22 protein-coding genes are annotated in these 25,780 nt (G+C 71.5%); 16 read left to right on the top strand and 6 right to left on the bottom strand.

Annotated features, from left to right (window positions below; all coding sequences use genetic code 11):
• The first annotated feature begins 107 nt into the window (after positions 1–107).
• The 7 genes from ACZ5AJ_RS15865 to ACZ5AJ_RS15895 all read left to right on the top strand — a co-directional run bounded on the left by ACZ5AJ_RS15865 (position 108) and on the right by ACZ5AJ_RS15895 (position 7,966).
• Positions 108–1,991 (top strand): HAD family hydrolase, encoded by a 1,884-nt coding sequence (locus tag ACZ5AJ_RS15865; RefSeq protein WP_464136011.1) that lies wholly within the window; start codon positions 108–110, stop codon positions 1,989–1,991.
• Between the two features lie 70 nt (positions 1,992–2,061).
• Positions 2,062–3,093 (top strand): DUF8171 family membrane protein, encoded by a 1,032-nt coding sequence (locus ACZ5AJ_RS15870; protein WP_464136012.1) that lies wholly within the window; start codon positions 2,062–2,064, stop codon positions 3,091–3,093.
• 76 nt (positions 3,094–3,169) lie between these two features.
• Positions 3,170–4,993 (top strand): ABC transporter ATP-binding protein, encoded by a 1,824-nt coding sequence (locus ACZ5AJ_RS15875; protein WP_464136013.1) that lies wholly within the window; start codon positions 3,170–3,172, stop codon positions 4,991–4,993.
• Positions 4,993–5,832 carry an energy-coupling factor transporter transmembrane component T family protein gene (locus ACZ5AJ_RS15880; RefSeq protein ID WP_464136014.1) on the top strand — a complete coding sequence of 280 codons (840 nt, stop codon included), beginning with the start codon at positions 4,993–4,995 and terminating at the stop codon, positions 5,830–5,832. Before ACZ5AJ_RS15875 ends, ACZ5AJ_RS15880 begins: the two co-directional genes overlap by 1 nt.
• Before the next feature lie 101 nt (positions 5,833–5,933).
• Positions 5,934–6,839, top strand: coding sequence for a type IV toxin-antitoxin system AbiEi family antitoxin domain-containing protein (locus ACZ5AJ_RS15885; RefSeq protein WP_464136015.1), 906 nt, complete (start codon positions 5,934–5,936; stop codon positions 6,837–6,839).
• A gap of 47 nt (positions 6,840–6,886) precedes the next feature.
• Positions 6,887–7,174, top strand: a complete 288-nt coding sequence (locus tag ACZ5AJ_RS15890) for a hypothetical protein (RefSeq protein ID WP_464136016.1) — start codon at positions 6,887–6,889, stop codon at positions 7,172–7,174.
• Between the two features lie 129 nt (positions 7,175–7,303).
• Positions 7,304–7,966, top strand: a complete 663-nt coding sequence (locus tag ACZ5AJ_RS15895) for a nucleotidyl transferase AbiEii/AbiGii toxin family protein (RefSeq protein ID WP_464136017.1) — start codon at positions 7,304–7,306, stop codon at positions 7,964–7,966.
• 122 nt (positions 7,967–8,088) lie between these two features.
• Here ACZ5AJ_RS15895 and ACZ5AJ_RS15900 read toward each other — a convergent pair whose 3' ends face one another.
• Together ACZ5AJ_RS15900 and ACZ5AJ_RS15905 are read right to left on the bottom strand one after the other, a co-directional pair.
• Positions 8,089–8,199, bottom strand: a complete 111-nt coding sequence (locus ACZ5AJ_RS15900) for a methionine/alanine import family NSS transporter small subunit (protein WP_464136018.1) — start codon at positions 8,197–8,199, stop codon at positions 8,089–8,091.
• Positions 8,200–8,228: 29 nt separating this feature from the next.
• A complete protein-coding gene (locus ACZ5AJ_RS15905) occupies positions 8,229–9,887 on the bottom strand; it encodes a sodium-dependent transporter (protein WP_464136019.1) in 1,659 nt (552 codons plus the stop codon).
• 487 nt (positions 9,888–10,374) lie between these two features.
• Here ACZ5AJ_RS15905 and ACZ5AJ_RS15910 point away from each other — a divergent pair, with 487 nt between their 5' ends.
• The 3 genes from ACZ5AJ_RS15910 to ACZ5AJ_RS15920 all read left to right on the top strand — a co-directional run bounded on the left by ACZ5AJ_RS15910 (position 10,375) and on the right by ACZ5AJ_RS15920 (position 14,158).
• Positions 10,375–11,811 carry a M20 family metallopeptidase gene (locus tag ACZ5AJ_RS15910; RefSeq protein ID WP_464136020.1) on the top strand — a complete coding sequence of 479 codons (1,437 nt, stop codon included), beginning with the start codon at positions 10,375–10,377 and terminating at the stop codon, positions 11,809–11,811.
• A gap of 86 nt (positions 11,812–11,897) precedes the next feature.
• Positions 11,898–13,550 (top strand): AbgT family transporter, encoded by a 1,653-nt coding sequence (locus ACZ5AJ_RS15915; RefSeq protein ID WP_464136021.1) that lies wholly within the window; start codon positions 11,898–11,900, stop codon positions 13,548–13,550.
• A gap of 14 nt (positions 13,551–13,564) precedes the next feature.
• The gene (locus ACZ5AJ_RS15920; protein WP_464136022.1) at positions 13,565–14,158 is read left to right on the top strand and encodes a pyridoxine/pyridoxamine 5'-phosphate oxidase; all 594 of its coding nucleotides are present in this window, start codon (positions 13,565–13,567) and stop codon (positions 14,156–14,158) included.
• A 43-nt stretch (positions 14,159–14,201) separates the two neighbouring features.
• Here ACZ5AJ_RS15920 and ACZ5AJ_RS15925 read toward each other — a convergent pair whose 3' ends face one another.
• Positions 14,202–14,726, bottom strand: a complete 525-nt coding sequence (locus tag ACZ5AJ_RS15925; protein ID WP_464136023.1) for a GNAT family N-acetyltransferase — start codon at positions 14,724–14,726, stop codon at positions 14,202–14,204.
• A gap of 214 nt (positions 14,727–14,940) precedes the next feature.
• On the opposite strand from ACZ5AJ_RS15925, the gene ACZ5AJ_RS15930 reads away from it, so the two are divergent.
• Together ACZ5AJ_RS15930 and ACZ5AJ_RS15935 are read left to right on the top strand one after the other, a co-directional pair.
• The gene (locus ACZ5AJ_RS15930; protein ID WP_464136024.1) at positions 14,941–16,704 is read left to right on the top strand and encodes an ABC transporter ATP-binding protein; all 1,764 of its coding nucleotides are present in this window, start codon (positions 14,941–14,943) and stop codon (positions 16,702–16,704) included.
• Positions 16,705–16,814: 110 nt separating this feature from the next.
• Positions 16,815–18,818, top strand: coding sequence for an ABC transporter ATP-binding protein (locus tag ACZ5AJ_RS15935; RefSeq protein WP_464138788.1), 2,004 nt, complete (start codon positions 16,815–16,817; stop codon positions 18,816–18,818).
• On the opposite strand, the gene ACZ5AJ_RS15940 is transcribed toward ACZ5AJ_RS15935, so the two are convergent.
• On the bottom strand, positions 18,815–19,408 hold the full coding sequence (locus ACZ5AJ_RS15940) for a helix-turn-helix domain-containing protein (protein WP_464136025.1): 594 nt from the start codon (positions 19,406–19,408) through the stop codon (positions 18,815–18,817). The genes ACZ5AJ_RS15935 and ACZ5AJ_RS15940 overlap by 4 nt on opposite strands.
• Positions 19,409–19,501: 93 nt before the next feature.
• On the opposite strand from ACZ5AJ_RS15940, the gene ACZ5AJ_RS15945 reads away from it, so the two are divergent.
• The 3 genes from ACZ5AJ_RS15945 (at position 19,502) to ACZ5AJ_RS15955 (ending at position 22,559) form a co-directional block, all read left to right on the top strand.
• Positions 19,502–20,506: an NAD(P)/FAD-dependent oxidoreductase gene (locus tag ACZ5AJ_RS15945; protein ID WP_464136026.1), complete on the top strand. Its 1,005-nt coding sequence runs from the start codon at positions 19,502–19,504 to the stop codon at positions 20,504–20,506.
• The gene (locus tag ACZ5AJ_RS15950; protein ID WP_464136027.1) at positions 20,506–21,228 is read left to right on the top strand and encodes a class I SAM-dependent methyltransferase; all 723 of its coding nucleotides are present in this window, start codon (positions 20,506–20,508) and stop codon (positions 21,226–21,228) included. The genes ACZ5AJ_RS15945 and ACZ5AJ_RS15950 overlap by 1 nt, the downstream gene beginning before the upstream one ends.
• Positions 21,229–21,398: 170 nt before the next feature.
• Positions 21,399–22,559, top strand: coding sequence for an FAD-dependent monooxygenase (locus ACZ5AJ_RS15955; RefSeq protein WP_464136028.1), 1,161 nt, complete (start codon positions 21,399–21,401; stop codon positions 22,557–22,559).
• A 27-nt stretch (positions 22,560–22,586) separates the two neighbouring features.
• Here ACZ5AJ_RS15955 and sigJ read toward each other — a convergent pair whose 3' ends face one another.
• Both sigJ and ACZ5AJ_RS15965 read right to left on the bottom strand, forming a co-directional pair.
• On the bottom strand, positions 22,587–23,540 hold the full coding sequence (gene sigJ, locus ACZ5AJ_RS15960; protein WP_464136029.1) for an RNA polymerase sigma factor SigJ: 954 nt from the start codon (positions 23,538–23,540) through the stop codon (positions 22,587–22,589).
• Positions 23,541–23,745: 205 nt separating this feature from the next.
• Entirely contained in the window at positions 23,746–24,342 is a 597-nt protein-coding gene (locus ACZ5AJ_RS15965) for a carboxymuconolactone decarboxylase family protein (RefSeq protein WP_464136030.1), read from the bottom strand.
• A gap of 307 nt (positions 24,343–24,649) precedes the next feature.
• On the opposite strand from ACZ5AJ_RS15965, the gene ACZ5AJ_RS15970 reads away from it, so the two are divergent.
• Complete coding sequence (locus ACZ5AJ_RS15970) at positions 24,650–25,768, top strand: glycoside hydrolase family 43 protein (protein WP_464136031.1); 1,119 nt, start codon at positions 24,650–24,652, stop codon at positions 25,766–25,768.
• Positions 25,769–25,780: the final 12 nt, after the last annotated feature.

A 25,780-nucleotide genomic window follows, 5' to 3' on the forward strand; every position in this document is an offset into this window, starting at 1 on the left:
CCGGGTGTTCACCGGGTGCCCGCGGGCGGCTCCTAGCGTGGGCGATGCGGCCGCTGGGCACCCCGCGAAGGGGGCTGCCGGGCCGACACCGAGAGCCGAGGAGAGACGTGACGACCGTTCCCCGCACCGTCGAGCAGACGCCGACGACCGTCGAGCCGACTGCCAGCCCGACCGTCGGCCAGACCGCCGGCCAGACTGCCGGTCAGCCTGCCGGTCCGACCGTCGGCGCGATCGTCGGCACGACGGCGCGCCAGCCCGCCGGCTCGCAGCGCGGCGCGACGGCCGATGCGTCGGCCGGCACCGACGCCCGGATGCCGCTGCCCGCGCCGCGCGCCCTGCTGCTGGACTTCGGGGGAGTGGTCGTCTCCACGACCTCGCGGGCTGGCTGGGCGCGGGAGCTGTCGGCCGAGATCGTGCATCGCGCCGCAGCGCTGCAGATCCCCCTGGATGCGCGCGAGGTGGAGGCCTCCGTGCGGGCCGGTCGCACGGCCCTCTCGCTGTGGAAGGACGCCGCCTCGCGGCGCCGCGAGCCGCGAGAGCTCGGCTCCCGCGAGATCGTCGCCGACTTCCTGCTGGCCGACCTGCCGGACCCCGTGCGCCGGGCCCTCGCCCTGGACGCCGGCGATCTGCTGGCCCGGATGGCCGTCCTGGTCGCCGACCATCATGTGCGTCCGGGCGTGCCGGAGCTGCTGGCCGCATGCCGCGAGCAGGGCGTGCGCCTGGCGATCGTCTCCAACGCGCATTCGGGCCGTGCGCATCGCGGCATCCTCGCCGCCGAGGGCCTCGAGGACAGCTTCGGCGTGCAGGTGTACTCCGACGAGGTCGGCATCCGCAAGCCCCACCCGGGGATGATCCGTCGTGCGGCGGAGGCGCTCGGCGTCGACCCCGCCGACTGCTGGTACGTGGGCGACACCCTCGATCGGGATGTGGCCGCCGGTCGGCGCGCCGGGGCCGGCGCCGTCGTCATCACCCGTGACCGGCGCACCGACGCCCCGCCCTTCGCCGTCGCCGACCGGCCCGACCTGGTGCTCGAGACCCCGGAGGAGCTGCTGGCCCCGCTGCGCGAGGCGCTCGGCAGGTCGGCCGACGGCGGGACTGCTGCCGACCGTACTGCTGCCGACGGGCCTGCTGCAGCTCGGACGTCGCCGACGCGCGTCACGGCTCCGATCGACGCGTCCAGGATGCCGGCCCTTCTGCTCGACCACGGCGGCGTCATCACCGCCTCGCAGCCGAACCCCGATCGCGACCGCGAGGTGGGGGCTCTGATCGTGGAGCTGTCCGAACGGATCGGATCGCCCGTCGACCAGCGGACCGCGGAGCGCGCGCTCGCCGACGGCTGGGAGCGGCACCGCGCCCGCAAGCGCGCCGGGGACGTCGGCGCCCACGGCGCATCCGTGCACGCCGAGGTCGATCCGGCCGTGCTGTGGGGCGACCTGATCGGAGCCGACCTGCCCGTCCCGCTGCGGGCCGCCCTGCGGATCGAGGCGCCGCGGCTGTCCCTCGCCCTGCACCGGGCGAAGTCGCGTCCCGCGCCGCGGTCCGGGGCGCTCGAGCTGATCCGCTGGTGCCGGGAGCGGGGGATCGTCGTCGGCATCGTCTCGAACACGATCTCCGGTGCCGGCGTGCGGGAGATCCTCGAGGGCTACGGGCTGACCGAGGCGATCGGCCCGGCCGCCTACTCCGACGAGATCGGCGTCCGCAAGCCCGGTCGTGCGATCTTCGAGGCCGCCCTCGGCGGACTCGAGACCGACCGCGCCGACGTCGTCTACGTCGGCGACAAGGTCCTCAACGACGGACGCGGCGGCAAGGACGCCGGGATCGGCACCGTCTGCTTGCTGCGCGGCGGCAAGGACGGTGACGACGAGCTCGCCGCCGCCCTCCGCGACGGTCTCGCCGACCACGTCCTCGACGGGCCCGCCCAGGTCATCGACGTGCTCTCCGCCCTCCTCCCGGCCGACGCCGGCACCTGCGCCGACACCGCCGCCGGCTGAGCCTCGAGCCTCCTCACGCTTCCCCGACCGACCGCACCTCTCGAGCACCACCACCCGAAGGAGCATCCCCATGACCACCCAGACCCCGCAGCCCACCCAGACCCCGCAGCCCACCCAGACCCCGCAGCCCTCGCAGCCGGCGCAGTCAGCGCAGCCCTCGCAGCCGTCGTCGGGCGATGTGCGCCGCGGAACCCTCCGCGGCACCGTCGACGGCGTGCGCCGCCTCGAGCTGTCCACCTCGCAGAAGCTGATGGTGTTCGTGCTGTCCATGTCCCTGTTCGGACTGTCGAACATCATCCTCGAGATCATCCCCGACCTGTCCGTCGGCCCGGTCGACGTCTCCGTCGCCTACATGGTGTTCGTGCCACTGACCATGGCCGCCCTGTTCTCGCCGTTCTGGGCCGCGCTCGGAGCTCCGCTCGGCGAGATCGTCTTCACCGACCTGCTGATGGGCGACTTCTCCGGCCTCGCCGAGGTCGAGGGCTTCCTGCAGATGTTCCTGGCCGTGTTCGTCGCCGGCTCCCTGATCCGCAATCCCCGCAGCCGCCCGCAGATCGTCGTCGGCGCGATCGTGCTGGTGCTGATCGACAAGGTGCTCTCCGCCGTCGTCGACCTGTCCAAGGTGTGGATCGGGGTCGAGGACGCCGAGCTCGTCGAGGGACTGCCCCAGTCGATGCTCGCGCTCGAGGCGATCGGTCTGGGAGTCGACGTGGTCATGAGCGGGATCCTGCTCGGGGCGCTGCCGGCCATGTGGCTGATCCCCGCCCTCCACGGGAGGATCGAGCCCCTGATGGGCATGCGTCCGAGGGTCCCCGGCGAGCCGATCCCCGGTACCGCCCCGCGCACCCCGCTGTTCGTCGCCGTCGCCCTGCTGCTGTCGGTCGCGTCCTTCGGCTTCGCCTTCCTCGAGGCCTTCGACCTCTCCGCCGGGGCCTGGGAGCCGGACTTCATCGACCGCTTCGGCAGCGGGTTCCTGCTCGTGTCCGTGGCGGCGATCGCGGTCGTGCTGGTCGTCGCCGTGCTGCTGTTCCGCCTGTCCCGCAGCGCCGAGAAGACCGACGCCGAGAAGACCGGAGCCGGAGCCGGAGCCGAGCTCTCCTGAGCACGGGCCGGGGCCGTCCCGGTATCCCGGACGGCCCCGGCCCTCTCGTCATCCCCCTCGCACACCAGGAGCCATCGTGCACACCGTTCCCCCGATCACCGCCGCGGCACCCGCCGTCCTGCCGACGGAGCCGGCGCGGCCCGATCCCGTGATCGTCGTGAAGGACCTGTCCTTCCGCTATCCCGGGACGGACCGCGACACCCTGCGCAACGTCGACCTCACCATCGACCGCGGGGACTTCGTCGCGGTGATCGGTGGGAACGGCTCCGCCAAGACCACCCTGTGCAAGACCTTCAACGGGCTCGTGCCCCACTACTGGAACGGCGACTTCGCCGGCAGCGTCCACGTCGACGGCGTCGACACCTGGGACTCGACGGTCGCGCAGCTGTCACGCCGGGTCGGCTACGTGTACCAGGACTTCCAGAACCAGCTGGTGCGGCCGACGGTCCGCGACGAGGTCGCCTTCGGGCCGCTGAACTTCGGTCACGCCGACCATCGCGAGCGCACCGACGAGGCCCTCGCCGCGCTCGGCATCTCCCACCTGCGCGACACCTTCGTCTGGCAGCTCAGCGGCGGGCAGGCGCATCTGGTCGCGCTCGCCGCCGTCCTCGCGCTGCGGCCCGAGGTGATCGTGGTCGACGAGCCCGTCGCCGAGCTCGACCCCGCTCGCGCCCGCGAGATCTACCGGCGCCTGCGGGAGCTCAACGAGAGCCTCGGCATCACGATCATCACCATCGAGCACCACGCCGAGTTCGTCGCCGAGTTCGCCCGCAGCGTCGTGCTCATGGCCGACGGCGCCCCCGTCTGGCATCTTCCCGTGCAGGAGGCCATGGACCGCCACGACGATCTCGTCGCCCACGGCATCCCCGCGCCCGACGCCGTCTCCCTGACCGCCGCCGTCGGCGCCGACCCCGTCGCCCTCGACGTCGACGACGCGGTGCGGGTGCTGCGCCCGCACCTGCTGGCCCGCGAGCCGGACCGCCCTGCGTCGGCCGACGGAGCCGCGCCGACGGGCGAGCGCGCGGCGGACGAGCGCGCGGCGGGGGAGCCGGTGGCCTCCCTGCAGGGCGTCCACCACGGCTACCGGACGGTCCGCGGGGATCTCGCGCCGGTCCTCGTCGACCTCGACCTCGACCTGCGCGACGGCGAGCGGATCGCCCTGGTCGGCACCAACGGCGCCGGCAAGTCCACCCTCATGAAGCTGCTGACCGGGCTCATCGTGCCCCGACGCGGCACCGTCGTCGTCGACGGCGTCGACACCCGCTCGCGCTCCGCGGCCCGCCTCGCGGACCACGTCTCCTACCTCTACCAGCATCCTCAGCGGATGTTCCTCAAGGACACCGTGCGGGCCGACATCGCCCTGTTCCCCACCGGGCGCCGCGTCCCCGACGCCGAGCAGCTGGTGGACCAGGTCATCGACCGCGTCGGCCTCGACGCGCTCGCCGAGCGCGACGGACGCACCCTCTCCGGCGGGCAGCAGCGCCGCGCCACCATCGGGATCGGGCTGGCGATGCGTCCGCGGCTGCTGCTGCTCGACGAGCCCACCTCGAGCCTCGACATCCGCTCCCGCGACGACGTCACCGGCATGCTCGCCACGCTCTCCGACAGCGTCCGATGCTCCGTCGTCGCCACCCACGACATGGACCTCGTCGCCGCCTGGGCCAGTCGCGTCATCGTGCTGGACCAGGGCCGGGTGCTCGCCGACATGACCCCGCGCGAGCTCTTCGCCCGCCCCGACCTCACCGCCGTCGCCCGACTCACCCCGCCGCAGGCCGCGCGCATCGGCGGCGGCCTCGGCCTCGACCCGATCCCGCTGACCGCCGACGAGCTCCGCGCCCGTCTGCGGCTGCCGCAGCAGGCGCCGGATCCGGCGCCGACCCGTCCCTCGAAGGAGTCCTGATGGCCCGCTCGACCCACGACGTCCTCAGCGTCGAATGGGTGCGCCTCGAGCTGCTGCGCACCGCCTACTCGACCCGCGGCGGGCTCTTCGCCCGCATGGATCCGCGCATGGTCATCGCCTGGTACGCGATCCTCGCGATCGCCCCCTGGCTCACGCACGACGTGCCGGTGCTGATCGGCCTGTTCCTGCTCGGCGTCGCCTCCGTCGCCCTGGCGAGGGTCGGCCCGCTGGTGCTGGGGCTGTTCATCATCGGCCTCGGCGGGAACGTGCTGGGACTGTTCCTCGCCTCCGTCCTGTTCGGCGGCGACCTCGGCACCCTGGTCGCGCTCGCGGAGCTGAACCTCAAGCTCGGCGCCGTCTCGATGGCCTCGATGGCGGCCTTCGTCTCGCTCGACCCGGAGAAGCTCTCCGACGGGCTGCTCGCGCTGCGGGCCCCTGAGCTGCTCGCCTTCGGCGTCAGCTACGGCTACCGGATGCTCCCGATCCTCGTGGACGAGTACGTCACCGTGTTCGAGGGCCAGCGTCTGCGCCACGCCCCACCGGCGAGCCGGGGCCTGTTCGGCTGGCGGACGGTGCTGCAGTGGTGCGTCCTCGCGGTCACCGCGTTCTATCCGATCATGCTGAACACCGCCAAGAACGTGCGCACCACCGTGGAGGCCCTCGAGACCCGCGGCTTCACCTACGGCTCCGACAGCCCCGACGGCCGCAGGCTGCGGCTCGCGCACCTGCGCATCACCGCCCTCGACGTCGCCGTCGTCGCCGCGACCGCCGCGGTCGTCGTCGCGATCTTCGTGACCGCCCCGCAGGTCGCCGCCGCCCTCACCGCCCTCGGGGCCTGACAGCGGCGGTGCTGTGGCGGTTCGCCGACCGATCGACGACCTCGGCAACAGCTGATGGGCAGGATGCCTGACAGGTAGCATCCATGAACCCTTGAAGAGTCATGTGCTCGAGAAGTAACATCCAGTTGTTACAAGACGAGCAATGGGGGCGGCTGATGCGTGCAGTGGACGCGATCGCGACTCTCGAGGAGCTCGGTTCCTCGCAATGGGGGCTGGTGACCACCGGCCAGGCTGAGGCTCATGGGATCTCTCGTGTCACACTCGGCCGGCTTCGCGACGGCCACATCATCATCCAGCTCCGCCGTGGAGTCTGGGCCCTGCCGTCTGCAGATCATGGTCCCCTCCAGGACCTGCGAGCAGCCTGGCTGTCCACGGACGCACGGCAGCTTGCTGAGGAGCGCCTCCACGGCGACGGAGATGAAGCGGTCGTCGTCTCCCATGTCTCGGCGGCCTCCGTCCACGGTCTCGGCGACGAGATCCCCCGGCTGCACGAGCTCACCTCGGCGAGGCGTCGGCAGACCACCCAGCCCGACCTGCGATTTCACCGTGCCGCCGTGACCGGTGACGTGACTATCGTCGATGGGCTCCCCGTGACGTCGATCCCACGGACGGTGGAGGACCTCGCACGTTCGGCGGTCGATCTCGACCATCTCGCGAGCATCATCCGTGACGCCCTGGCCTCGCCTGATGTCCGCATTGCGGCTCTCGCCGGGCGCCTCGGCGCAGTCGCCTCGCGACACGGATACGAGGACGGCAGCGCGCTCGTGGAGGGCAGTCTGGAGAGAGCGGGCCTGCCCGCGGTGGCCGCGAACTTCGCCGGATCTCGAGCGCTGGCCAGGGTCATGGTGCGGCAGATGGCGTCTGCGTTCGATGGGGACTTCATCGAAGAGCTCTCCCAGCAGGTCCGGCCCGGCAGTCGGGAGGTCGACGATCCTGTCCTCGAGCTTCGTGCCCGCGATGCAGGGCACGATCGCCCAGGTGGCGCGCTGGACAGGGGCCAGGAGTGAGCGCTCAGGGGCGAGTCCCCCGCACCACACAGGCGTTGAGGGCATCCTTGAACGCGCGTCTGCGGGCCGCAGCATCGCAGAGTGATGCGTCCGCTGCGGAGCTCCGCAAGCAGTTCGTCTTCTCCTTGTTCTTCCGCCGGCTCTTCCGCGACGACGATGGCGGCTGGCTCGTGCTCGGAGGGAACGCGCTGATCATCCGCACCGGAGGGGGCCGGTTCACCCAGGACATCGATCTCTCGCGTTCCCGTGGCTGGGATGACGAGGAGGACCTGAAGGGCGAGCTCGACGAGATCGTCAGCCGGGACGTGGGCGATCCCTTCGCCTTCATCGTCTGACGCGTCGAACCCCATGACCATCTCGACCCCTACGGATACGGCATCAGGACCGCGAAGGCCTGCATCACTGTTCTGCTCGGTGGCGCCACGTTCGACGAGTTCACGATCGACCACTCTCAGCGGCGGCACGTGGATGGTCCGATCGACCATCTCGAGCCCGATCCCGTCATCGAGCACGAGTTTCTGGAGGATCTCCCCCGGATTCCCGTCGTCCCGGTCGAGAACCACACGGCCGACAAGGTCTGCGCGATGTACGAGACCCACCGGCAGCAGACTCCTTGGTCCACGCGCTACCGCGATCTCGCAGACCTCGTGCGCATCGTTCGTGACCTCGAGATCGACGCTGTGAGGCTGACGGCCATGCTTCGGCATGAGCAGCAGCGACGCCGGATCCCCGAACTGCCCGAGGAGCTCCGCCCGCCGCACGCGTCCTGGGTCGTGGACTACCCCGTGGCAGCGCGCAGGTTCGCAGGCTTCCCAGCGGATCTCCATCCGCTCGAAGCATCCCTCGCCTTTGCGGGGCAGTGCCTCAACCCTGTACTCGGCGGTAGCCGCGCCCGGGGGACGTGGGATCCCAGAGGGCGGCGGTGGCTCGACCAGTCCGATCCAGCGCGGGATGAGGTGAGGCGTCCCTCCGAGCGAGGGTGGACCCCTCTTCGGCGTCGCAGACGTCGCGACCACCCCGCAGGTCGCCGCGGCCCTCACCGCCCTCGTGGCCTGATCCGGGGCTGCTGGGAGGTGATGGTGGGGTGGGCCGATGGGGTGGCTGCTGAGAAAGGGACTCAGGCGTGACCTCAAGCCCTGAGAGGCCGTGAGGTCACGCCTGAGTCCCAAAGTTTGCAGGCAGGCAGGCAGGCCAGGCAGGCAGGCCAGGCAGCCAGGCAGCCCTGGCCCAGGAGCCCGGCCGGCTCAGCTCACTCGTCGGAGGCCTCCGGGTGGCGGACGATGTTGACGATGGCGGCGGCGAGGCCGCCCCACACGGTGACGATGGCGATGATCATCATGACGATGGCGGATGCGGACATGGGGTCCTCCTCGGGATGGTGAAGCCGGGTCAGCGCGCCGCGGGGGAGCGCAGCTCGTGCGGGGTGGGGGCGTCGACGCTGGTGTCGAGGCCTTGGCCGGACACGACCTCGGGGGCGATGGGATCGCCGTCGGAGTCGGCCTTGTGGAGGTTGGAGCCGGCGGGCCAGGGGATGAGCGAGAGCAGGATGCCCACCACCAGCAGGCCCAGGGCCATCAGCCAGCCGAACACCGTCACGAACCAGGCGGGGTAGTCCGAGTAGGTGGTGGGCGAGGTGATCAGGTCGATGGTCGAGGAGATCAGGGAGACGCCCAGCACGAGCGGCGCGATGATCGCCACGCACGTGAGCCACCAGCGGCCGATCGGGAAGGTGCCGCGATGGTTGAGGTGGTCGCGCAGGGTCGGCAGGCCCCGCACCACGTACGACACGACGATCGTGGAGACCAGCGCCGCCGCGACGATGCCGTACTCGTTGGCCCACTTGTCCAGCACGTCCAGCAGCGGCAGTCCCATCGTCGTGGAGAACAGCGCGGTCGACACGACGGCGAGGGGCACGCACACCCACAGGGTGGAGGACAGCCGGCCGAGGCCGAACTTGTCCTGGATCGCGGCGATGACCACCTCGACGATGGAGATCAGCGAGGTGAAGCCGGCCAGCACGAGCGAGCCGAAGAACAGCACGCCGATGAGGGCGCCGGCGGGCGCTTCGGAGATGATCGCCGGGAAGGCGATGAACGCCAGACCGATGCCGGAGGAGACGACCTCGGAGACCTCCACGCCCTGCGCCTGCGCCATGAAGCCGAGCGCGGAGAACACGCCGATGCCGCAGAGGATCTCGAAGCCCGAGTTCGCGAAGCCGACCACGAGACCGGAGCCGGTCAGGTCGGTCCTCTTCTTGAGGTACGAGGAGTAGGTGAGCATGATGCCGAAGGCCACGGACAGCGAGAAGAAGATCTGGCCGTAGGCGGCGACCCACACGCCCGGATGCAGCAGCGCCTCCCAGTGGGGACGGAACAGGGCATCGAGGCCGTCGAGCGCACCGGGCAGGAACAGGGCCCGCACCACCAGGATCACGAACATGACCACGAGCAGGGGGATGAAGACGACGGCGCTCGCGGCGATGCCCTTCTGCACGCCGAGCGCCATCACGACGATCGTCGCGACCCACACGATGATCATCGAGATCAGGACCGCGGGGACGATGTCGAAGGAGATGCGCACGTCCTGGCCGCCGAGCGCCTGGGTGAACTGTCCGAAGAAGCCGTCGGGGTCGTCGCCCCAGCGCTTGTCCAAGGAGAAGCCCATGTAGTTCAGCGCCCACGCGAGGATCAGCGCGTAGTAGATCGCGATGACCACGCAGATCAGCACCTGCCACCAGCCGATGAACTCGGTCCAGCGGCGGAAGCGCCGCCATGCGGCGGGAGCGGATCCGCGCCAGCGATGCCCGATCGCATAGTCGAGGAACAGCAGGGGGATGCCCGCGGTCAGCAGCGCCACGAGGTACGGCAGGATGAACGCGCCGCCGCCGTTCTCGTAGGCGACCGCGGGGAAGCGCCAGATGTTGCCGAGGCCGACGGCGGAGCCGATCGCCGCGAAGATGAAGGCCGTGCGGCCGGAGAAGGCGCCGCGGTCGGCGCGGGCGCCGGTCGAGGAGCCGGTGCCGGCGGGGGATGGGGTGGATGCGCTCACTGTTCGCCTCCGGGAGCAGCGTGGTGGGGACGTCTTGGGGTCGGGGACAGCCGGGCTGAGGGGCACCGGGCCGACGGGGAGAGGTCCGGTGGGGACCGGACGTCGAGGTGGTCCGACGCGACGACCGGAGCGGGGTGGTGCCGGTCGGACGGCGGTGCCGTGGTGCCTCGGGCGGCTCTGCCGACGGGTGGATCGGCGCGCGCCAGGGGCGTCGGCCCGGGTGGGGCCGTGGACAGCGATCGTAGTGCCTGGTCGGAGGTGTGCGGGGGACCGCGAGGTCGGACCGGGCGCTCCATCAGCCGTTCATCGACGGCACATCGACGTCATATCCGTTCACAGAGCAGGGGTGTTCCGCTCCGGCCCGGGCTGCGATGCGTCGGCTTGCCTGTCGGATCACGTCCGCATTCTGGACGGTGCGCATCCGGTCGGACACGGAGACCGGGCGAACTCCGCGCCGACGGCGACGAACGCGGATAGCCTCCCGAGCATGGCTGCTTCCCCCACCTCACCCTCCGGGCCGGCCTCGGACGAGCCGCCCCGCATCGTCCCGCCGTCCACCGCCTATCTCGATCAGCTCGACCAGGAGCGGGAGGCGGCGATGCGCGACGCCACCCATCCCGGAGCGTCCTTCACCGGAGCGGACGAGGAGCTGCGGACGCGCCTCGAGGCGCTCGTGGACCGTGGGGCGCCCGAGATGGTGGAGCTGATGCTCGATCTCGCCGCCCATCCCGAGCCCGCCTTCGAGGAGCATCGCAGCGCCCGCGCGATCGTCGACCTGCTCGCCGCGCACGGCGTCGAGGCCCAGCTGGGCGCGCACGGGCTGGACACGGCGATCCGCGCCGAGATCCGGGGCGCGGCGCCGTCGGCTGGGCCTGCAGGTCCGTCGGCCGATCCAGGAGGTCCGTCGGCCGGAGCCGACGGGCCGACGCTCGCGATCCTCTCCGAGTACGACGCGCTCCCGGGGGTCGGCCACGGGTGCGGGCACAACGTCATCGCCGTGATGGGGCTGGGCGCGTTCCTGGCGCTCGCCGAGCTCGCCCGGGAGGACCCCTCGGCCGTGCCCGGGCGGGTCGTCTACCTCGGCACGCCCGCCGAGGAGGGCCACACCGGGAAGGAGCACATGGCCCGCGAGGGCGCCTTCGAGGGGATCGACGCGGCCGTCATGGCGCATCCGTATCCCGGCTACGACCTGGCCGATCAGGTGTGGCTGGGGCGTCGGACCCTCACCGTCGAGTTCCACGGGCACACCGCCCATGCCTCCGCCCAGCCGTTCATGGGCCGCAACGCGCTGGACGCGGCGAGCCTGATGTACCAGGGGATCGGCCTGATGAGGCAGCAGACCCCGCCGTCGGACCGGATCCATGCGGTGATCCGTGAGGGCGGTGAGCGGGCGAGCGTCATCCCCGAGGTGGCACGGCTGGACCTGTATGTGCGCTCGCAGCGGCCCGAGACCCTGCGCGACCTCTCCCGCCGGGTCGAGGACGTGGCCCGCGGGGCGGCGCTGATGACCGGCTGCAGCGCGGACGTGCGATGGGACGAGCATCCGCCGTCCCTGCCGGTGCGCACCAACGAGGCCCTCACGGGACGCTGGGTCGAGGCGCAGCGCCGCCGCGGGCGGGACCCGCTGCCGCTCGGCGTCGTCTCGACCACGCTCGCTGCCTCGACCGACTTCGGCAACGTCAGCTACCGCCTGCCCGGCATGCACCCCCTGATCCGGATCGCCCCGGCGGAGATCGCCCTGCACACGCGGGAGTTCGCCGAGGCCGCGGTCTCGCCCGCGGCGCGGTCCGCGGCGGCGGACGGCGCCTTCGGGCTCGCCGCGACCGTCCTCGACGTGCTCCACGACCGGGACCTCGCCGACGCCGTCGCCTCCGAGTTCGCCGACGCCGGCGGTGCGATCGACGTGCCCTCCTACTTCGACTGACCTCTCGACCGCCCTCGGCCCCGGCCTCTCGACCTCTCGTCCCGCCCGACCGCCTCGACCGTCCGTCCGCATCCCGAGGAGTCCCCATGAGCCCCGCATCCTCCCCCTCCGCGTCCTCCGGGCCCGCGCCCTCGGCCCCGCCCGGCGGCGGTGGCCTGACCGATCGCTTCCTCACGGGCGTCGAGCGGCTGGGCAACCGGCTGCCCGAGCCGTTCATGCTGTTCATGATCCTTTTCCTGATCACCGGGATCGTGTCCACGGCGATGGAGTGGGCGGGGGTCAGCGTCGAGGTTCCCGGCTCCGACGAGCCCACCGTCATCAAGGGCCTGTTCACCGGTGAGGGCCTGGCCTGGCTGACCACCAGCCTCGGCGAGAACTACATGGGGTTCCCGCCGCTGGTGACGGTGATGCCGATCCTGCTGGGCATCGGCATCGCCCAGCATTCGGGGCTGCTCGCGGCCGGCATCCGCAAGCTGTTCGGCTCCTCGCCGGCCTGGCTGCTGCCGTACGTCGTGGGGTTCGTGGGCGTGATCGCCTCGATCATGGCCGACTCGGCGTTCGTCGTGATCCCGCCGCTCGCGGCGCTCGTGTTCAAGGCCGCCGGCAGGCATCCGGTCGCGGGCCTGCTGGGCGGCTTCGCCGCGGCCGGTGCCGGCTACTCCACGAACATCGTCCCCACCAGCCTCGACGCTCTCTTCGCGGGCATCACCAACTCGGTGATGGAGACGGTCTCGGGGCTCGGCGCGACCGAGGTGAACCCGGTGTCGAACTGGTGGTTCAACATCGCCTCGTCGATCGTGCTGGGCGTGATCGCCGGGTTCATCATCGACCGGATCATCGAGCCGCGGCTCGTGCGCCAGGGCGTCCCGCGCGACGAGCTCGTCGACGCCGACGCGGCCGGCGGCTCCGCGTCCGGAGAGGGCTCGGGATCCGGGTCGGTGGAGTCGGCCGAGGTCATGCGCGCCAAGCTCACCCCCGCGGAGAACCGCGGGCTGCTCGCGGCGGTGCTCGCGGGGGTGGCGCTCACCGCGATCGTGCTGGTCGCGGCCCTGGTCCCGAGCTCTCCGTGGCGCAACGAGGACGGCGGGTTCCTGCCGACGTCCCCGCTGCTCAGCTCGATCGTCTTCCTCGTGTTCGCATACTTCGTGGTGCTCGGTGCGGTCTACGGCGCGGTCGTGGGGACGCTGCGCTCGACCCGGGATGCCGTCGCGATGATGACCGAGGCGGTCAAGGAGATGCTCCCGTTCCTCATCCTCGCGTTCATCCTGGGCAACTTCATCGCCCTGTTCAACTGGTCGGGGATCGGCTCCTGGATCGCCGTGACCGGTGCCGAGGGGCTCGAGGCCATCGGGCTGACGGGCTTCGCGGCGGTCGTCGGCTTCATCCTGCTGGCGAGCTTCCTGAACCTGTTCATCATCTCGGGCTCGGGCATGTGGACGATCATGGCGGCGGTGTTCGTGCCGATGTTCGCGATCCTCGGCTACGAGCCGGCGTTCACCCAGGCCGCCTTCCGGGTCGGCGACTCGGCCACCCAGGTCGTCACCCCGATGAACCCGTACATGGTGGTGCTGCTGGGCATGCTGCGGAAGTACGAGCCGGAGGCGGGCCTGGGCACCCTGTTCGCCCGGATGCTGCCGTTCGTCGTCCCGTTCTGGCTGGTGTGGACGCTCATCCTCGCCGTCTTCTTCTTCGCCGACCTCCCGCTCGGGCCCGGCAACCACATCCACCTCGCGGAGTGACGGAGGATGGAGGCATGAGCGATTCCCTCCGCGACAGGCTCCGCACCCTGCCCGGCTTCCCGCCCGACATGCCCCGGCTCGATCCGTCGGCCGTGCCCGAGGATCCGCGGGAGCTCGTGGACAGCTGGCTCGAGGACGCGATCGCGAGCGGAGCCCGGCAGCCGCATGCGATGACGCTGATGACCATCGCCGAGGACGGATCGCCCGTCGGCCGCACCCTGATCCTCAAGGACATCACCGAGGACGGGTACTGCTTCTCCACCCATGCGAGCTCCCGCAAGGGGAGGCAGCTCGCCGCGGATCCGCGCGCCTCGATGCTCTTCTTCTGGCGCGAGAGCGGGCGCCAGGTGCGGATCACCGGACGGGTCGTCGCCCTTGACGAGGGGACCTCGCAGCAGGACTGGGAGGGGAGGCCCACCTACGACGGGCACCCGAACCCGGACTGGCGCGTGTATGCGCTGCGTCCGACGGAGGTCGAGATCATGCAGGCCCGCGAGGACCGTCGTCACGTCAGGATCGAGTACCGGCTGGTCAGCAACGGCGGCGGCGACGGCGGCGGGCCGGGCGGCCGGTGGACGCACGGCGTCGTCGCGACGCCCGCCGGGTGAGCCGCCGGTCTGCTGATGATCCTGGGCGGAGGACTCGCGGAGCTCAGACCCTGACGGGACGGCCGAGCGCGAGACGACGGTGGGGCCGACCGAAGGCGATGACCTCTCCGTCGGGGCGGAAGCCGAGCTTCTCGAGCACGTGGACCGATGCGGGATTCCGCCGGTCGACGAGCGCGACCAGACGCGGCAGGTCCAGCGGGCCGAAGGCCGCCTCCACGCAGAGCCCTGCGGCCTCGGTCGCGAGCCCTCGACCCCAGTGGGCTCGGCCGAGCGTGTACCCGAGCTCGACGCCGTGCGAGGTGATCTCGAGACCGGCGTCGCCGATGACCGTGCCGTCGGCGGCATCGAGCACCGCCCAGAAGGCGAAGCCGTGCTCGGCCTGATGCTGCCGATAGCCGGCGATCATCGCGGCGGTGCGATCGGTCGTCGCCGGGTGGCCGTCGCCGACGAAGCGCATCACCTCGGGGTCCCCGTAGACGCCATGGATGGCGGCGACGTCCGACGCGTCGAAGGGGCGCAGCAGCACCCGCTCGCCCCGCAGCGGGAAGTCCGGGCTCGGTCGGGTCATGCGCCCAGTATCGCCGTCGACAGCAGCTCGACCGCCGTGCGCGGCGCGTCCTACGGCCCGGCGATGCTCAAGGGGCTGTGAGAGCGGGGGAAAACCCGGTGCCGGATCAGGGCTGAGTAGGGCAGGATGGCGGACGGCCATCCTCCTCCGGCGCTCGCAGCGATCCCGTCGATCCCCTCGATCGCGCCGACCCCCACCGCTAAGGCTCCTCTCCATGCTCTGGACCCTCCTCCGGCGCCACCTGCGGCCGTACCTGCCGCATGTGGCCGCCGTGATCGTCCTCCAGCTCGCCACCATCCTGGCGACCCTCTACCTGCCCAGCCTCAACGCCGACATCATCGACAACGGCGTGGCCACGGGTGACACGGACCACATCTGGCGCGTCGGCGGTCTCATGCTGCTGGTCGCGATCGTCCAGGTGATCACCGCGATCGCCTCGGTCTGGTGCGGTGCCCGCGCCGCGATGGGGATGGGCCGCGACATCCGCCGCTCGGTCTATAGGCGCGTGGACCGCTTCTCGACCGAGGAGATGGGCCGCTACGGCGCGCCCACCCTCATCACCCGTGCGACCAATGACGTCCAGCAGGTGCAGATGCTCGTGCTGATGTCGCTGAACTTCATGGTCATGGTGCCGATCATGTCCATCGGCGGGATCATCATGGCGGTCCAGGAGGATCCGGGGCTGTCCTGGCTGGTGTGGGTGGCCGTGCCGGTGCTGATGCTGATCGTCGGCCTGCTGGTGACGCAGCTGATGCCGCTGTTCCAGCGGATGCAGGACGGCATCGATGCGATCAACGGGGTGATGCGCGAGCAGATCATGGGCATCCGCGTGGTGCGGGCCTTCGTGCGCGAGGAGCACGAGGCCGCGCGCTTCGAGTCCGCCAACGCGACCCTCACCGACATCTCGGTGCGGATCGGTCGGCTGTTCGTGATCATGGGGCCGGCGATCACGATCGTGCTCCATCTGGCCACCGCCGCCGTGCTCTGGTTCGGAGGCCATCGTGTGGACGGGGGGCTGGTGCAGGTGGGCGCGCTGACGGCGTTCATGCAGTACCTGCTGCAGATCCTGATGGCCGTCATGATGGGCACCTTCATGGTCATGATGTTCCCGCGCGCGATCATCAGCGGCCGACGCATCGGCGAGGTGCTCGAGACGGCCCCGACCCTCGCCGAGCCCGAGCGGCCGACCGACCTCGCGGGCGAGCACGGCGGCGCCTCCGTCGAGTTCCGCGATGTCAGCTTCGCCTATCCGGGGGCCGAGTCGCCCGTGCTGGACGGCGTCTCCTTCACGGCCGAGGCCGGGAGGACCACCGCCATCATCGGATCGACGGGCGCGGGGAAGACCACCCTGGTCAGCCTCATCCCGCGCCTCCACGACGCGACCGGCGGCCAGGTCCTGCTGGACGGCGTCCCGGTCACCGACCTCGCCCGCTCCACCATCTCGAGGACCGTCGGCCTGGTGCCCCAGAAGCCGTACCTGTTCTCCGGCACCATCGCGCACAACCTGCGCTTCGGCGACCCGACGGCCGACGACGACCGGCTGCGGAGCGCGCTCGACATCGCCCAGGCCACCGAGTTCGTGGAGGATCGGACCACCGGTGAGGGGGAGGGCGCCGCGCACGGTCTCGAGTCCTCGGTCTCGCAGGGCGGGACCGACGTCTCGGGCGGCCAGCGCCAGCGCCTGTGCATCGCCCGCACCCTGGTGGCGCAGCCGCGCGTGTACGTCTTCGACGACTCGTTCTCGGCGCTGGACGTGACCACCGACGCGCGGGTCCGCGAGGGTCTCGCCCAGCACACGCGCGGGGCGACCACCATCATCGTCGCCCAGCGGATCTCCACCATCACCTCGGCCGACCAGATCCTCGTGCTGGAGGCCGGCCGGATCGTCGGCCGCGGAACCCATGAGGAGCTGCTGGACAGCTCCCCGACCTACCGGGAGATCGTCGACTCCCAGATCACCGTGGGGGAGCCGGCATGAGCGCGAGGACGGGACGGGGCTCCGCGAAGGCCCCGAAGGACACGAAGGCCGTGAAGACTGCGAAGGCCGAGGATCCCACCGCGGACCTCACCGAGGCGGAGATCCTCGAGATGCAGGACTCGATGGGCAGCGAATGGGGCGAGTCGGCGCCCCGTCGGGCGAAGGCGTTCTGGCCCTCGGCGCTGCGCCTGGCCGGAACCTTCCGCGACCACAAGCTCGGCCTCGCCGTCGTGCTGCTGTTCGGCCTGGTCTCGACCGTGCTGACGGTGTGGGCGCCGTCGATCCTCGGTGACGCCATGGACGTCATCTTCGACGGCTTCCTCACGGGCGACGGCGTCGCCTTCGGTGCGCTGGGACGCCTGCTGCTGATCGTGCTGGGCATGTACGTGTGCGCGGCGGTGTTCGACTGGCTGCAGGGACGGCTGCTGAACGACGTGGTGATGGACATCGTCTACCACCTGCGCGAGAGGATCGAGGCGAAGGTCAACCGCCTCCCGCTGAGCTACTTCGACACCCGCCAGCGCGGGGATCTGCTCTCCCGCACCACCAACGATGTCGACAACGTCCAGACCGCCCTCCAGCAGGCCTTCGCCTCGCTGGTCTACGCGGTGCTCACGATCGTCGGCATCACCGTCATGATGTTCTGGCTGTCCTGGCAGCTGGCCCTGATCGCCCTGGTCGCCCTGCCCATCTCCGGGGTGGTCGTCGGCATCATCGGCGCGAGGTCGCAGAAGCTGTTCACCGCCCAGTGGCGCAGCACGGGCCGGCTGAACGGTCACGTCGAGGAGTCCTTCACCGGGCACGACCTGGTGACCGTGTTCGACCGCCAGGACGCGATGCGCGAGCAGTTCGACGAGCGCAACGAGGAGCTGTGGGAGGCGTCCTTCAAGGCCCAGTTCTTCTCCGGGATGATCATGCCGATCATGCAGTGGGTGACCTACCTCGGCTACGTCGGCATCGCGGTCGTGGGCGGTCTGCGGATCGCCGCGGGACAGATGTCGCTGGGGCAGGTCACCGCCTTCATCCAGTACTCGCGCGAGTTCAACGCGCCGCTGGGCGAGGTGGCAGGGATGGCGAACATGCTGATCTCCGGGGTCGCCTCCGCCGAGCGGATCTTCGAGCTGCTGGATGCCGAGGAGCAGGAGCCCGACGGGCGGATCACCGCCGGGTCGGTCGGCTCCGCCGGGGCCGACGGTCCAGCGGCGGCCGACGGCGCAGCGGCGGCCGACGTCGCCGTCAGGGCCGGCGCGGTCATCCCGCGCGCGGAGCTCGTCGGCCCCACCCGCGGGCGGATCGAGTTCGACCATGTCGCCTTCTCCTACTCCCCGGACAGTCCGCTGATCACCGATCTGTCGATGACGGCGGAGCCCGGGCAGACGATCGCGATCGTGGGTCCCACCGGTGCGGGGAAGACCACCCTGGTCAACCTCATCATGCGGTTCTACGAGATCGACTCCGGGCAGATCCGCCTGGACGGCGTGGACATCCGTGCGCTGGACCGCGGCGCCGTGCGCAGCCGGGTGGGCATGGTGCTGCAGGACGCGGTCCTGTTCGGCGGCACCATCCGCGAGAACATCCGCTACGGCCGCCTCGACGCGACCGACGAGGAGGTCGTCGCCGCCGCGACGGCCACCTTCGTGGACCGCTTCGTGCACACCCTCCCCGGCGGCTACGACACCGTCATCGAGGACGAGGGCGCGAACGTCTCCGCCGGCGAGCGGCAGCTGATCACCATCGCCCGCGCCTTCCTCGCCGACCCGGCGCTGCTGATCCTCGACGAGGCCACCTCCAGCGTCGACACCCGCACCGAGGTGCTCGTGCAGGAGGCGATGGCGGCGCTGCGCACCGACCGCACCTCCTTCGTGATCGCGCACCGGCTCTCGACCATCCGCGACGCCGACGTCATCCTCGTGATGGAGCACGGCGACATCGTCGAGCAGGGCTCCCACGAGCAGCTGCTCGCCGCCGAGGGCGCCTACCACCGCCTGTACTGGTCGCAGTTCACCCAGGGGGTGGACCCCGACGAGGAGGAGGCCGTGCTCGAGCACTCGCAGGTGGCGTCAGGCGGCGGCGAGCTCCCGGACCTCGACCCGGACGCGGGGCGGAGAGCCTAGGGCCGCCGGTCGCTGTCGGCCGTGCGGACGTGCGCGCGCTGCCCCTGCCGCCCGACGAGGCTGAGGTACTCGACCGGGCCCGCGCTCGTGGAGCCGAACCAGTGCGGGGTGCGGGTGTCGAACTCGGCGGCCTCTCCTGCCTGCAGCAGCAGGTCCTGATCGCCGAGCACCAGGCGCAGCGTGCCGTTGAGCACGTAGGCCCAGTCATAGCCCTCGTGGGAGCGCAGGTCCGGGACCGCGTCGTCGCTGCCGGTGGGCAGGACGAACTTGTACGCCTGGATGCCGCCGGGGCGTCGGGTGAGCGGGATGATGACCGACCCGTCGGCGGCTGACAGGGGGCGCAGATCGATGCGCGGGTCCGCCGTGCGGGGCGCGTCGACCAGGGAGTCGAGGGTGACTCCGTAATAGCGGGCCAGGGGGAGCAACTGCTCCAGGGTCGGCCGACGCAGTCCCGCCTCCAGACGGGAGAGGGTGCTCGCGGAGATGCCGGTCGCCTCGGCGAGGGTGGTCAGGGTGATGTCGCGGCGCAGCCGGAGGTGCTTCAGGCGGGGGCCCACGGTGTCGAGGGTCTGATCGGAGGGGGTGCTCATGCCCGCAGTTTGCCATTCGGCAAGAAGGCTTGCCAGGCTCGCGGTCTCGGGTCATCGTGGTACCGACATCCCGAGGACCAGGAGGACCATGCCATGAGCACCACACAGGAGCAGATCCACGACGTCGCGATCATCGGAGGCGGATCGGCGGGGCTCAGCGCGGCGCTGACCCTGGCGCGAGCGCGCCGCCACGTCGTCGTGATCGACGGCGGCGCGCCCCGGAACGCCCCCGCAGCCGCAGCGCACGGACTGCTCGGCCAGGAGGGCGTGAACCCGTTCGAGCTCCTGGAGCGGGGACGCGCGGAGGCCGCCTCCTATGGCGCCCGCATCGTCCAGGGGGACGTGCTGAGCGCATCGGGATCCGCAGAGGAGGGCTTCACCCTCGCGCTCGAGGACGGCAGCACCGTCCGTGCGGGTCAGCTGCTGATCGCGACCGGGGTCCGGGATGAGCTGCCCGCGATCCCCGGTCTGGCCGAGCGGTGGGGCCGTGATGCGGTGCACTGCCCGTACTGCCACGGGTGGGAGATCCGCGATCAGCGGATCGGTCTGCTCGCGACCGGTCCGATCTCGGCGATGCAGACGATGCTGTTCCATCAGTGGAGCGAGCGGATGACGTTCCTCCCGAACGGTCTCGACGTCCCCGCGGAGCAGCTCGAGAAGCTGCGGGCGCTCGGGATCACGATCAGGACCGGTGCGGTGCGCACCGTCGAGACCACCGATGATCGTCTCACCGCGGTCGTCATGGACGACGGCGCGCGGGTCGAGCTCGACGCTCTGGCGGTCCCCGCCCCGACCCGGGTGCGCCTCGACGGCCTGGAGGGTCTTGGGGTGAGGATCTCGGAGCACGCGATGGGCGACTCCGTGGCCGCCGACTCCGCGGGTCGCACGTCTGTCCCCGGTGTGTGGGCGGCGGGCAATGCGGTGAATCCCGCCATGCAGGTCAGCGAGTCCGCGGCGAACGGTGCACGGGTGGCGATGACGATCAGCACCGAGATGGTCTTCGCCCGTGCGGATCGTGCCAGCGCCGAAGGTGCCGCCGCCGATGATGCCGACGTCGATGGTGCCGCCGCCGACGACCGTGATCAGGTGGGTGCGTGATGCCTGAGTTCGACAGGAGCTTCTGGGAGCACCACTGGGATCCGGCCGCATCGGGCGGCGAGCGTCGCCTCCCGGCCAACCCCTACGTGCAGGCCGAGACCGCGCACCTGTCCCCGGGCACAGCTCTGGACGCGGGCTGCGGAACCGGGGCCGAAGCGCTCTGGCTCGCCGAGCAGGGCTGGGAGGTCACCGCCGCCGACATCTCGTCGTCGGCGCTGGCGACAGCCCGAGCCCGCGCGGCCACCGTCGATGGCGGCGCACGCATCGACTGGGTCGAGGCGGACCTCTCGCAATGGGAGCCGGACCGGAGCTGGGATCTCGTGGCCACCAGCTACGTCCACTCCGAGATCGGACAGCTCCCGTTCTACCGGCGCATCGCCTCCTGGGTGGCGCCCGGCGGCACCCTCCTGATCGTCGGGCACCTCCATGACCGCTCGCACGGGGACTCCCATGACCGTTCGCTCGGGGACTCCCATGACCACGAGCACGGAGACCCCCATGACCGTGGGCGCGGTGATCATGCGGGCCACCCGGACGCGGGGCTCCCAGACCACCCGGAGAGCGCCTCGGTGACGGCGGAGGCGATCACGAGGATGCTCGACACCCCGTCGTGGCAGATCGATGCCGCCTACGAGAGCACCCGCACCGTCCATCCCGGCGGCCGCCCGGTGCCGCTGCATGACGTGATCGTCCGCGCCCGCCGCATCGCCCGACCCGCCTGATCCACCCGATCGCCCATCGCCGCCGTCCCGTGGATGTCATCATCGTCGGGACCCGGTATGGGCCGGACCGCGCCGTGAGCGACCGCTCGCGGCGGCCGGGCCGACGGATCGGCGGGTCGGCGCGGCTGCCTGGCCGACGGGCCGACGCAGCGACGACGCAGGAGGACCGCATGGACATCGTGATCATCGGAGGCGGCGTCTGCGGGCTCGCCCTCGCCCATGAGCTCGCACCCGACCACGACGTCACCGTGCTCGAGGCCGCCGCCGGTCCGCGCGGCGGCGGCTACATGATCGACTTCTTCGGCCCCGGCTTCCTCGCCGCCGAGCGGATGGGCGTGATCGAGGAGCTGCGGTCGCGGGGCCGCGTCTTCGAAGGCGTCCGCTACGGGCTCCCTGACGGCACCACCAGCGGCACCATCGATGCTGCGCCGCTGATCGCCGCCGCCGGCGGGCGGTACTTCTCGATCCTCCGTCCCGAGATCGAGCTCGGCCTCCTCGATCGTCTGCCGGGTGGGGTCGACCTGCGTCGCGGGGCGCGCGTCCTCGCCGTGCGACGCACGGGCGTCGGCGGTCCCGTCGTCGGCCGTCCCGTCGTCGAGCTCGAGAGCGGGGAGCAGCTGCGGGCCGACCTCGTGGTCGCCTGCGACGGGGTGCGCTCCCCGGTCCGGGAGGTCGTCGCCCCCGGTCATGGCGGCATCGTGCCCATGGGGTATCGGATCGCCAGCTATCTGTTCGATGATGCGGATCTGGCCGATGACCTGGGTGATCGCATGCTCATGACGGACACCGTGGGGCGCACCGGATGGCTGTATGCGGCCGACGACGAGCGCGTCGGCGTCATGCTCGCAGAGCGCATCGACCCCGCGATCTCCGTGCGTCCCGAGCCCGACCCCGACCGGCTGCGCTCGGGGTTCTCGGGTCTGCACCCCCAGATCGACCTGGCGCTCGCCCGCGCCCCCGAGTCCTTCTACGACGATCTCGTCGCACAGAGCCTCGCACCCCGCTGGAGCCGCGGACGCATCGTCCTCGCCGGTGACGCCGCGCATGCCCCGTCGCTGCTCGCCGGCCAGGGGGCCTCCCTCGCGATCGCCGGGGCGGAGGTGCTCGCGCGGAGCCTGCGGGCGGCCGGCCCGCACGTCGAGGTCGGGCTCGACGAGTACGAGCGGCGCTGGCGAACGGTCGCGGAGAAGGTCCAGCGCGCGGGGCGCCGCAGCGCCGCGGCCTTCATCCCGGCCACGGCCCGCCAGCTGCGCCTGCAGCAGGTCGCCCGCCGAGCGATCGGGCTGCCCGGGGCGAGCCGTCTGCTCGCTCGCCGGTTCATCGCGGCCTGACCGCGATCTGCGCCCCGAGCTGCTCGCTCAGAGACGCAGCGCGGTGAGCTTGTCGGGGTTGCGGATCATGTCGATGCGGGTGACCAGCCCGTCGTCGGCCTCGAACCAGGCGACGCAGTCGATGCGGACGCCGTCGTGCCCCAGCAGGGCGGGGCGGCCGTTGATCTCGCGGACCTGCCAGGCGAGCATCGCGACCTCGGGCTTGGCGAGGATGCCGGCGACGAACCGCAGCACGTCGTCGCGTCCGCGGACGGGGCGGCGCGCGGCCTTGGCGCGACCGCCGCCGTCGGTGGTGAGGGTGACCCCGGGCGAGAGGAGGGTCAGGACGGTCTCGAGCGGGGCGGAGCCGTCGGCCGCCCGCAGGAACGACTCCGTGATCGCCCGATGCGCCTGCGCGTCCACGGGGTGGCGCGGCTCCGCGCCGCGCAGGTGCGCGCGGGCGCGGGAGACGAGCTGCCGGACCGCCGGCTCGGAGCGCTCGAGGGTGCCGGCGATCTCGTCGTACGGGGCGTCGAACGCTTCGTGCAGGACGAAGGCGGCGCGCTCGAGCGGGGAGAGCGACTCGAGGACGACCAGCAGGGCGAGGGAGACGTCGGCGGCGATCTCGGCGACCGCCGCGGGATCGGAGGCGCCGGCAGGACCGGCGGGCGCGGCGGGGCTCTCGGCCCCGACGGGGCGGGCGTCCGTGGAGACGTCCGTGGAGACGGGTTCGGGCAGCCACGGACCGATGTACTCCTCGCGCCGCCGGGAGCGCGCACGGATCATGTTCAGCGCCGTGCGGGTCACGGCCCGCAGCAGGTAAGAACGCGGATCGCGGACGATCCCGAGATCGACGTCCTGCCAGCGCAGCCAGGTCTCCTGGACGGCGTCCTCGCTGTCCTGCACGGTCCCCAGCACGCGATACGCCGCGCCCAGGAGCGTGCTGCGATGCTCCTCGAAGATCTCCGCATGGCGCGAGCTTCCGTGGTGCGGCTCCGCCATCAGTCGGCCCTCCCCGTCGTCGGCTCCGCGAGGATCGTCCCTCGTCGCGCATGGTCCGAGCTCAGCGGGGACCATGCTCCACCTGGACCGTGCTCTGCTCTGACTGTGCTCTGCTTTGACCGTGATCTGCTCGGGCTGTGCGGCGCGCTGTCCCGCATCTGGCATCGTCCCACGCGGAGCCCCAGTCCGCGAGGGGCCGGCGCCGTCACGGGGCGTCGACGGCGCAGCGGTCGGAGAACCCCTGGCTGCTCAGGCCCAGGCCGGCGTTGGTGCGGGAGCGGTAGTTCTCCAGCGACACCAGCGCGGCGAGCTCCACGACCTGGGCATCGGTGAGCTCCTCGCGCAGCCGGGCGACGGTCTCGTCGTCGACCGTGGGCGGCGTCGCGGTCGCCTCGACCGCATACGCGATGACCGCCCGCTCGAGGGGCGAATACACCTCGCTCGTGCGCCACTGCGCGATCGCGCGGAGCTTGCGCGCCTCCACGCCCTGGTGGCGATGCTCCCAGTACCCGAAGTCCATGCACCACGAGCAGCCGATCTCGGCGGAGACCGCGGTGACGGCGAGCGCCTGCAGCGTCGGCGGCAGCGAGCGCCAGCGGGAGGCCGCGGCCTCCATGGCCAGCGAGACCATGAGCACGCCGCGATGGTGGAAGGCGACCTTCAGCGGATCCAGCACCTCCCCGTAGATCCGCTGCGCGATCCGCCCGACGAGCTTCTCGAACGGGCCGCCCGCGTCGAGGGGGATGCGGGCCCGACGGTCGTCTCCGACCGGCGGGAGGACTGGGGCGATCCGGATGGACATGGCGGCTCCTCTCGTCCGGCGGGCCCGGCTGGCCCGCTCATGGGGGAGACACCGCCCGACGGCGATCTGTGACATGCGCGCCCGGTGCCGGTGCCGGTGCCGGCCTCAGCGCTGAGGCGAAGAGCATCGAAATGGACACAGACGTGCACGTCAGGCATTTACATCGTTTACCGTAGGGGGTGTCCTACGACTCCTGCTCGTGCGGAGCGGGCCGGCGACGCCGTCGGCCGAAGCCGCCGAGCACGTCCCTGCCCCTGCGCCGCGGCGCATCCGCGGGCGGGCGCGACCGAACCTGAGGGGAAAGCCCATGACCATCGAAGCTCCGAGCGCAGAGACGCCTGCCGGCGGGCCCGAGACGCCTGCCGGCGGGCCCGAGACGCCTGCCGGCCGGTCCGAGGCCCAGGCGCAGATCGCCGCCGCCTCACCCTGGCCGAACCCGCTGGTGCTGCAGCGCGCGGACCCGTGCGTCCTGCGCCATGGGGACGCCTACTACTTCACCGGATCGCATCCGCAGTACGACCGGATCGTGCTGCGTCGTGCCGCGGAGCTCGCCGACCTGCAGGCCGCCGAGGAGGTCGTGATCTGGACCCGCCACGAGTCGGGTCCTCAGTCGCACCTGATCTGGGCCCCGGAGATCCACCGTGTCGACGGCTCCTGGTACGTCTACTACGCGGCCGCGCCCGACGACACCCCGCACGCCGATGCCGAGGGCGCCGCCCCGACCTTCAACCATCGCGTGTTCGTCCTCGAGAACACCGCCGAGGACCCCTTCGAGGGGGAGTGGGTCGATCGCGGCCAGGTCGACACCGGATGGGAGACCTTCGCGCTGGACGCGACGAGCTTCGTCCACCGCGGCACCCAGTACCTGATCTGGGCGCAGCAGGATCTGCAGGTCGAGGGCAACTCCAACCTCTACATCGCGCCCATGGAGAACCCGTGGACCCTCGCCGGCCCGGCCGTCGAGCTCACCCGTCCCGAGTACGACTGGGAGAAGGACGGCCACAGCGTCAACGAGGGGCCCTCCGTCCTGGTCCACGGCGAGACGATCCACCTGACCTACTCGGGCGCCGCCACCGGCATCGAGTACGCGATGGGTCTGCTGACCGCGCACGTCGACGCCGACCTGCTCGACCCCTCCTCGTGGACGAAGTCCCCTCAGCCCGTGTTCGTCTCGGACCCGTCGGTCGAGCGCTTCGGCCCGGGCCACAACTCGTTCACCACCACCGCCGACGGGCAGGCGGTGCTGGTCTACCACGCGCGCACCTACACGCACATCGAGGGCGACCCGCTGCTGGACCCCAACCGCCACGCCTGCGCCCAGGTGCTGCCCTTCGACGCCGACGGCCATCCCGTCTGGGGGACGCCGCTGCCGGCGACGCGCCCGGCGCCGGAGAGCGTGGAGGTGCTCCCGCCCGCCGGGGCCTGAGCAGGGGATCGA

The sequence above is a fragment of the Brachybacterium zhongshanense genome, from assembly GCF_055385755.1.

Bases quoted from the DNA above. Each gene is read 5' to 3' on its own strand.
- ACZ5AJ_RS15925 (WP_464136023.1), bottom strand. From the start codon at position 14,726: ATGACCCGACCGAGCCCGGACTTCCCGCTGCGGGGCGAGCGGGTGCTG.
- ACZ5AJ_RS15935 (WP_464138788.1), top strand. From the start codon at position 16,815: ATGCAGGACTCGATGGGCAGCGAATGGGGCGAGTCGGCGCCCCGTCGG.
- ACZ5AJ_RS15920 (WP_464136022.1), top strand. From the start codon at position 13,565: ATGAGCGATTCCCTCCGCGACAGGCTCCGCACCCTGCCCGGCTTCCCG.
- sigJ (WP_464136029.1), bottom strand. From the start codon at position 23,540: ATGGCGGAGCCGCACCACGGAAGCTCGCGCCATGCGGAGATCTTCGAG.
- ACZ5AJ_RS15945 (WP_464136026.1), top strand. From the start codon at position 19,502: ATGAGCACCACACAGGAGCAGATCCACGACGTCGCGATCATCGGAGGC.
- ACZ5AJ_RS15940 (WP_464136025.1), bottom strand. From the start codon at position 19,408: ATGAGCACCCCCTCCGATCAGACCCTCGACACCGTGGGCCCCCGCCTG.
- ACZ5AJ_RS15955 (WP_464136028.1), top strand. From the start codon at position 21,399: ATGGACATCGTGATCATCGGAGGCGGCGTCTGCGGGCTCGCCCTCGCC.
- ACZ5AJ_RS15880 (WP_464136014.1), top strand. From the start codon at position 4,993: ATGGCCCGCTCGACCCACGACGTCCTCAGCGTCGAATGGGTGCGCCTC.
- ACZ5AJ_RS15870 (WP_464136012.1), top strand. From the start codon at position 2,062: ATGACCACCCAGACCCCGCAGCCCACCCAGACCCCGCAGCCCACCCAG.
- ACZ5AJ_RS15900 (WP_464136018.1), bottom strand. From the start codon at position 8,199: ATGTCCGCATCCGCCATCGTCATGATGATCATCGCCATCGTCACCGTG.
- ACZ5AJ_RS15950 (WP_464136027.1), top strand. From the start codon at position 20,506: ATGCCTGAGTTCGACAGGAGCTTCTGGGAGCACCACTGGGATCCGGCC.
- ACZ5AJ_RS15910 (WP_464136020.1), top strand. From the start codon at position 10,375: ATGGCTGCTTCCCCCACCTCACCCTCCGGGCCGGCCTCGGACGAGCCG.
- ACZ5AJ_RS15965 (WP_464136030.1), bottom strand. From the start codon at position 24,342: ATGTCCATCCGGATCGCCCCAGTCCTCCCGCCGGTCGGAGACGACCGT.
- ACZ5AJ_RS15885 (WP_464136015.1), top strand. From the start codon at position 5,934: ATGTGCTCGAGAAGTAACATCCAGTTGTTACAAGACGAGCAATGGGGG.
- ACZ5AJ_RS15930 (WP_464136024.1), top strand. From the start codon at position 14,941: ATGCTCTGGACCCTCCTCCGGCGCCACCTGCGGCCGTACCTGCCGCAT.
- ACZ5AJ_RS15915 (WP_464136021.1), top strand. From the start codon at position 11,898: ATGAGCCCCGCATCCTCCCCCTCCGCGTCCTCCGGGCCCGCGCCCTCG.
- ACZ5AJ_RS15970 (WP_464136031.1), top strand. From the start codon at position 24,650: ATGACCATCGAAGCTCCGAGCGCAGAGACGCCTGCCGGCGGGCCCGAG.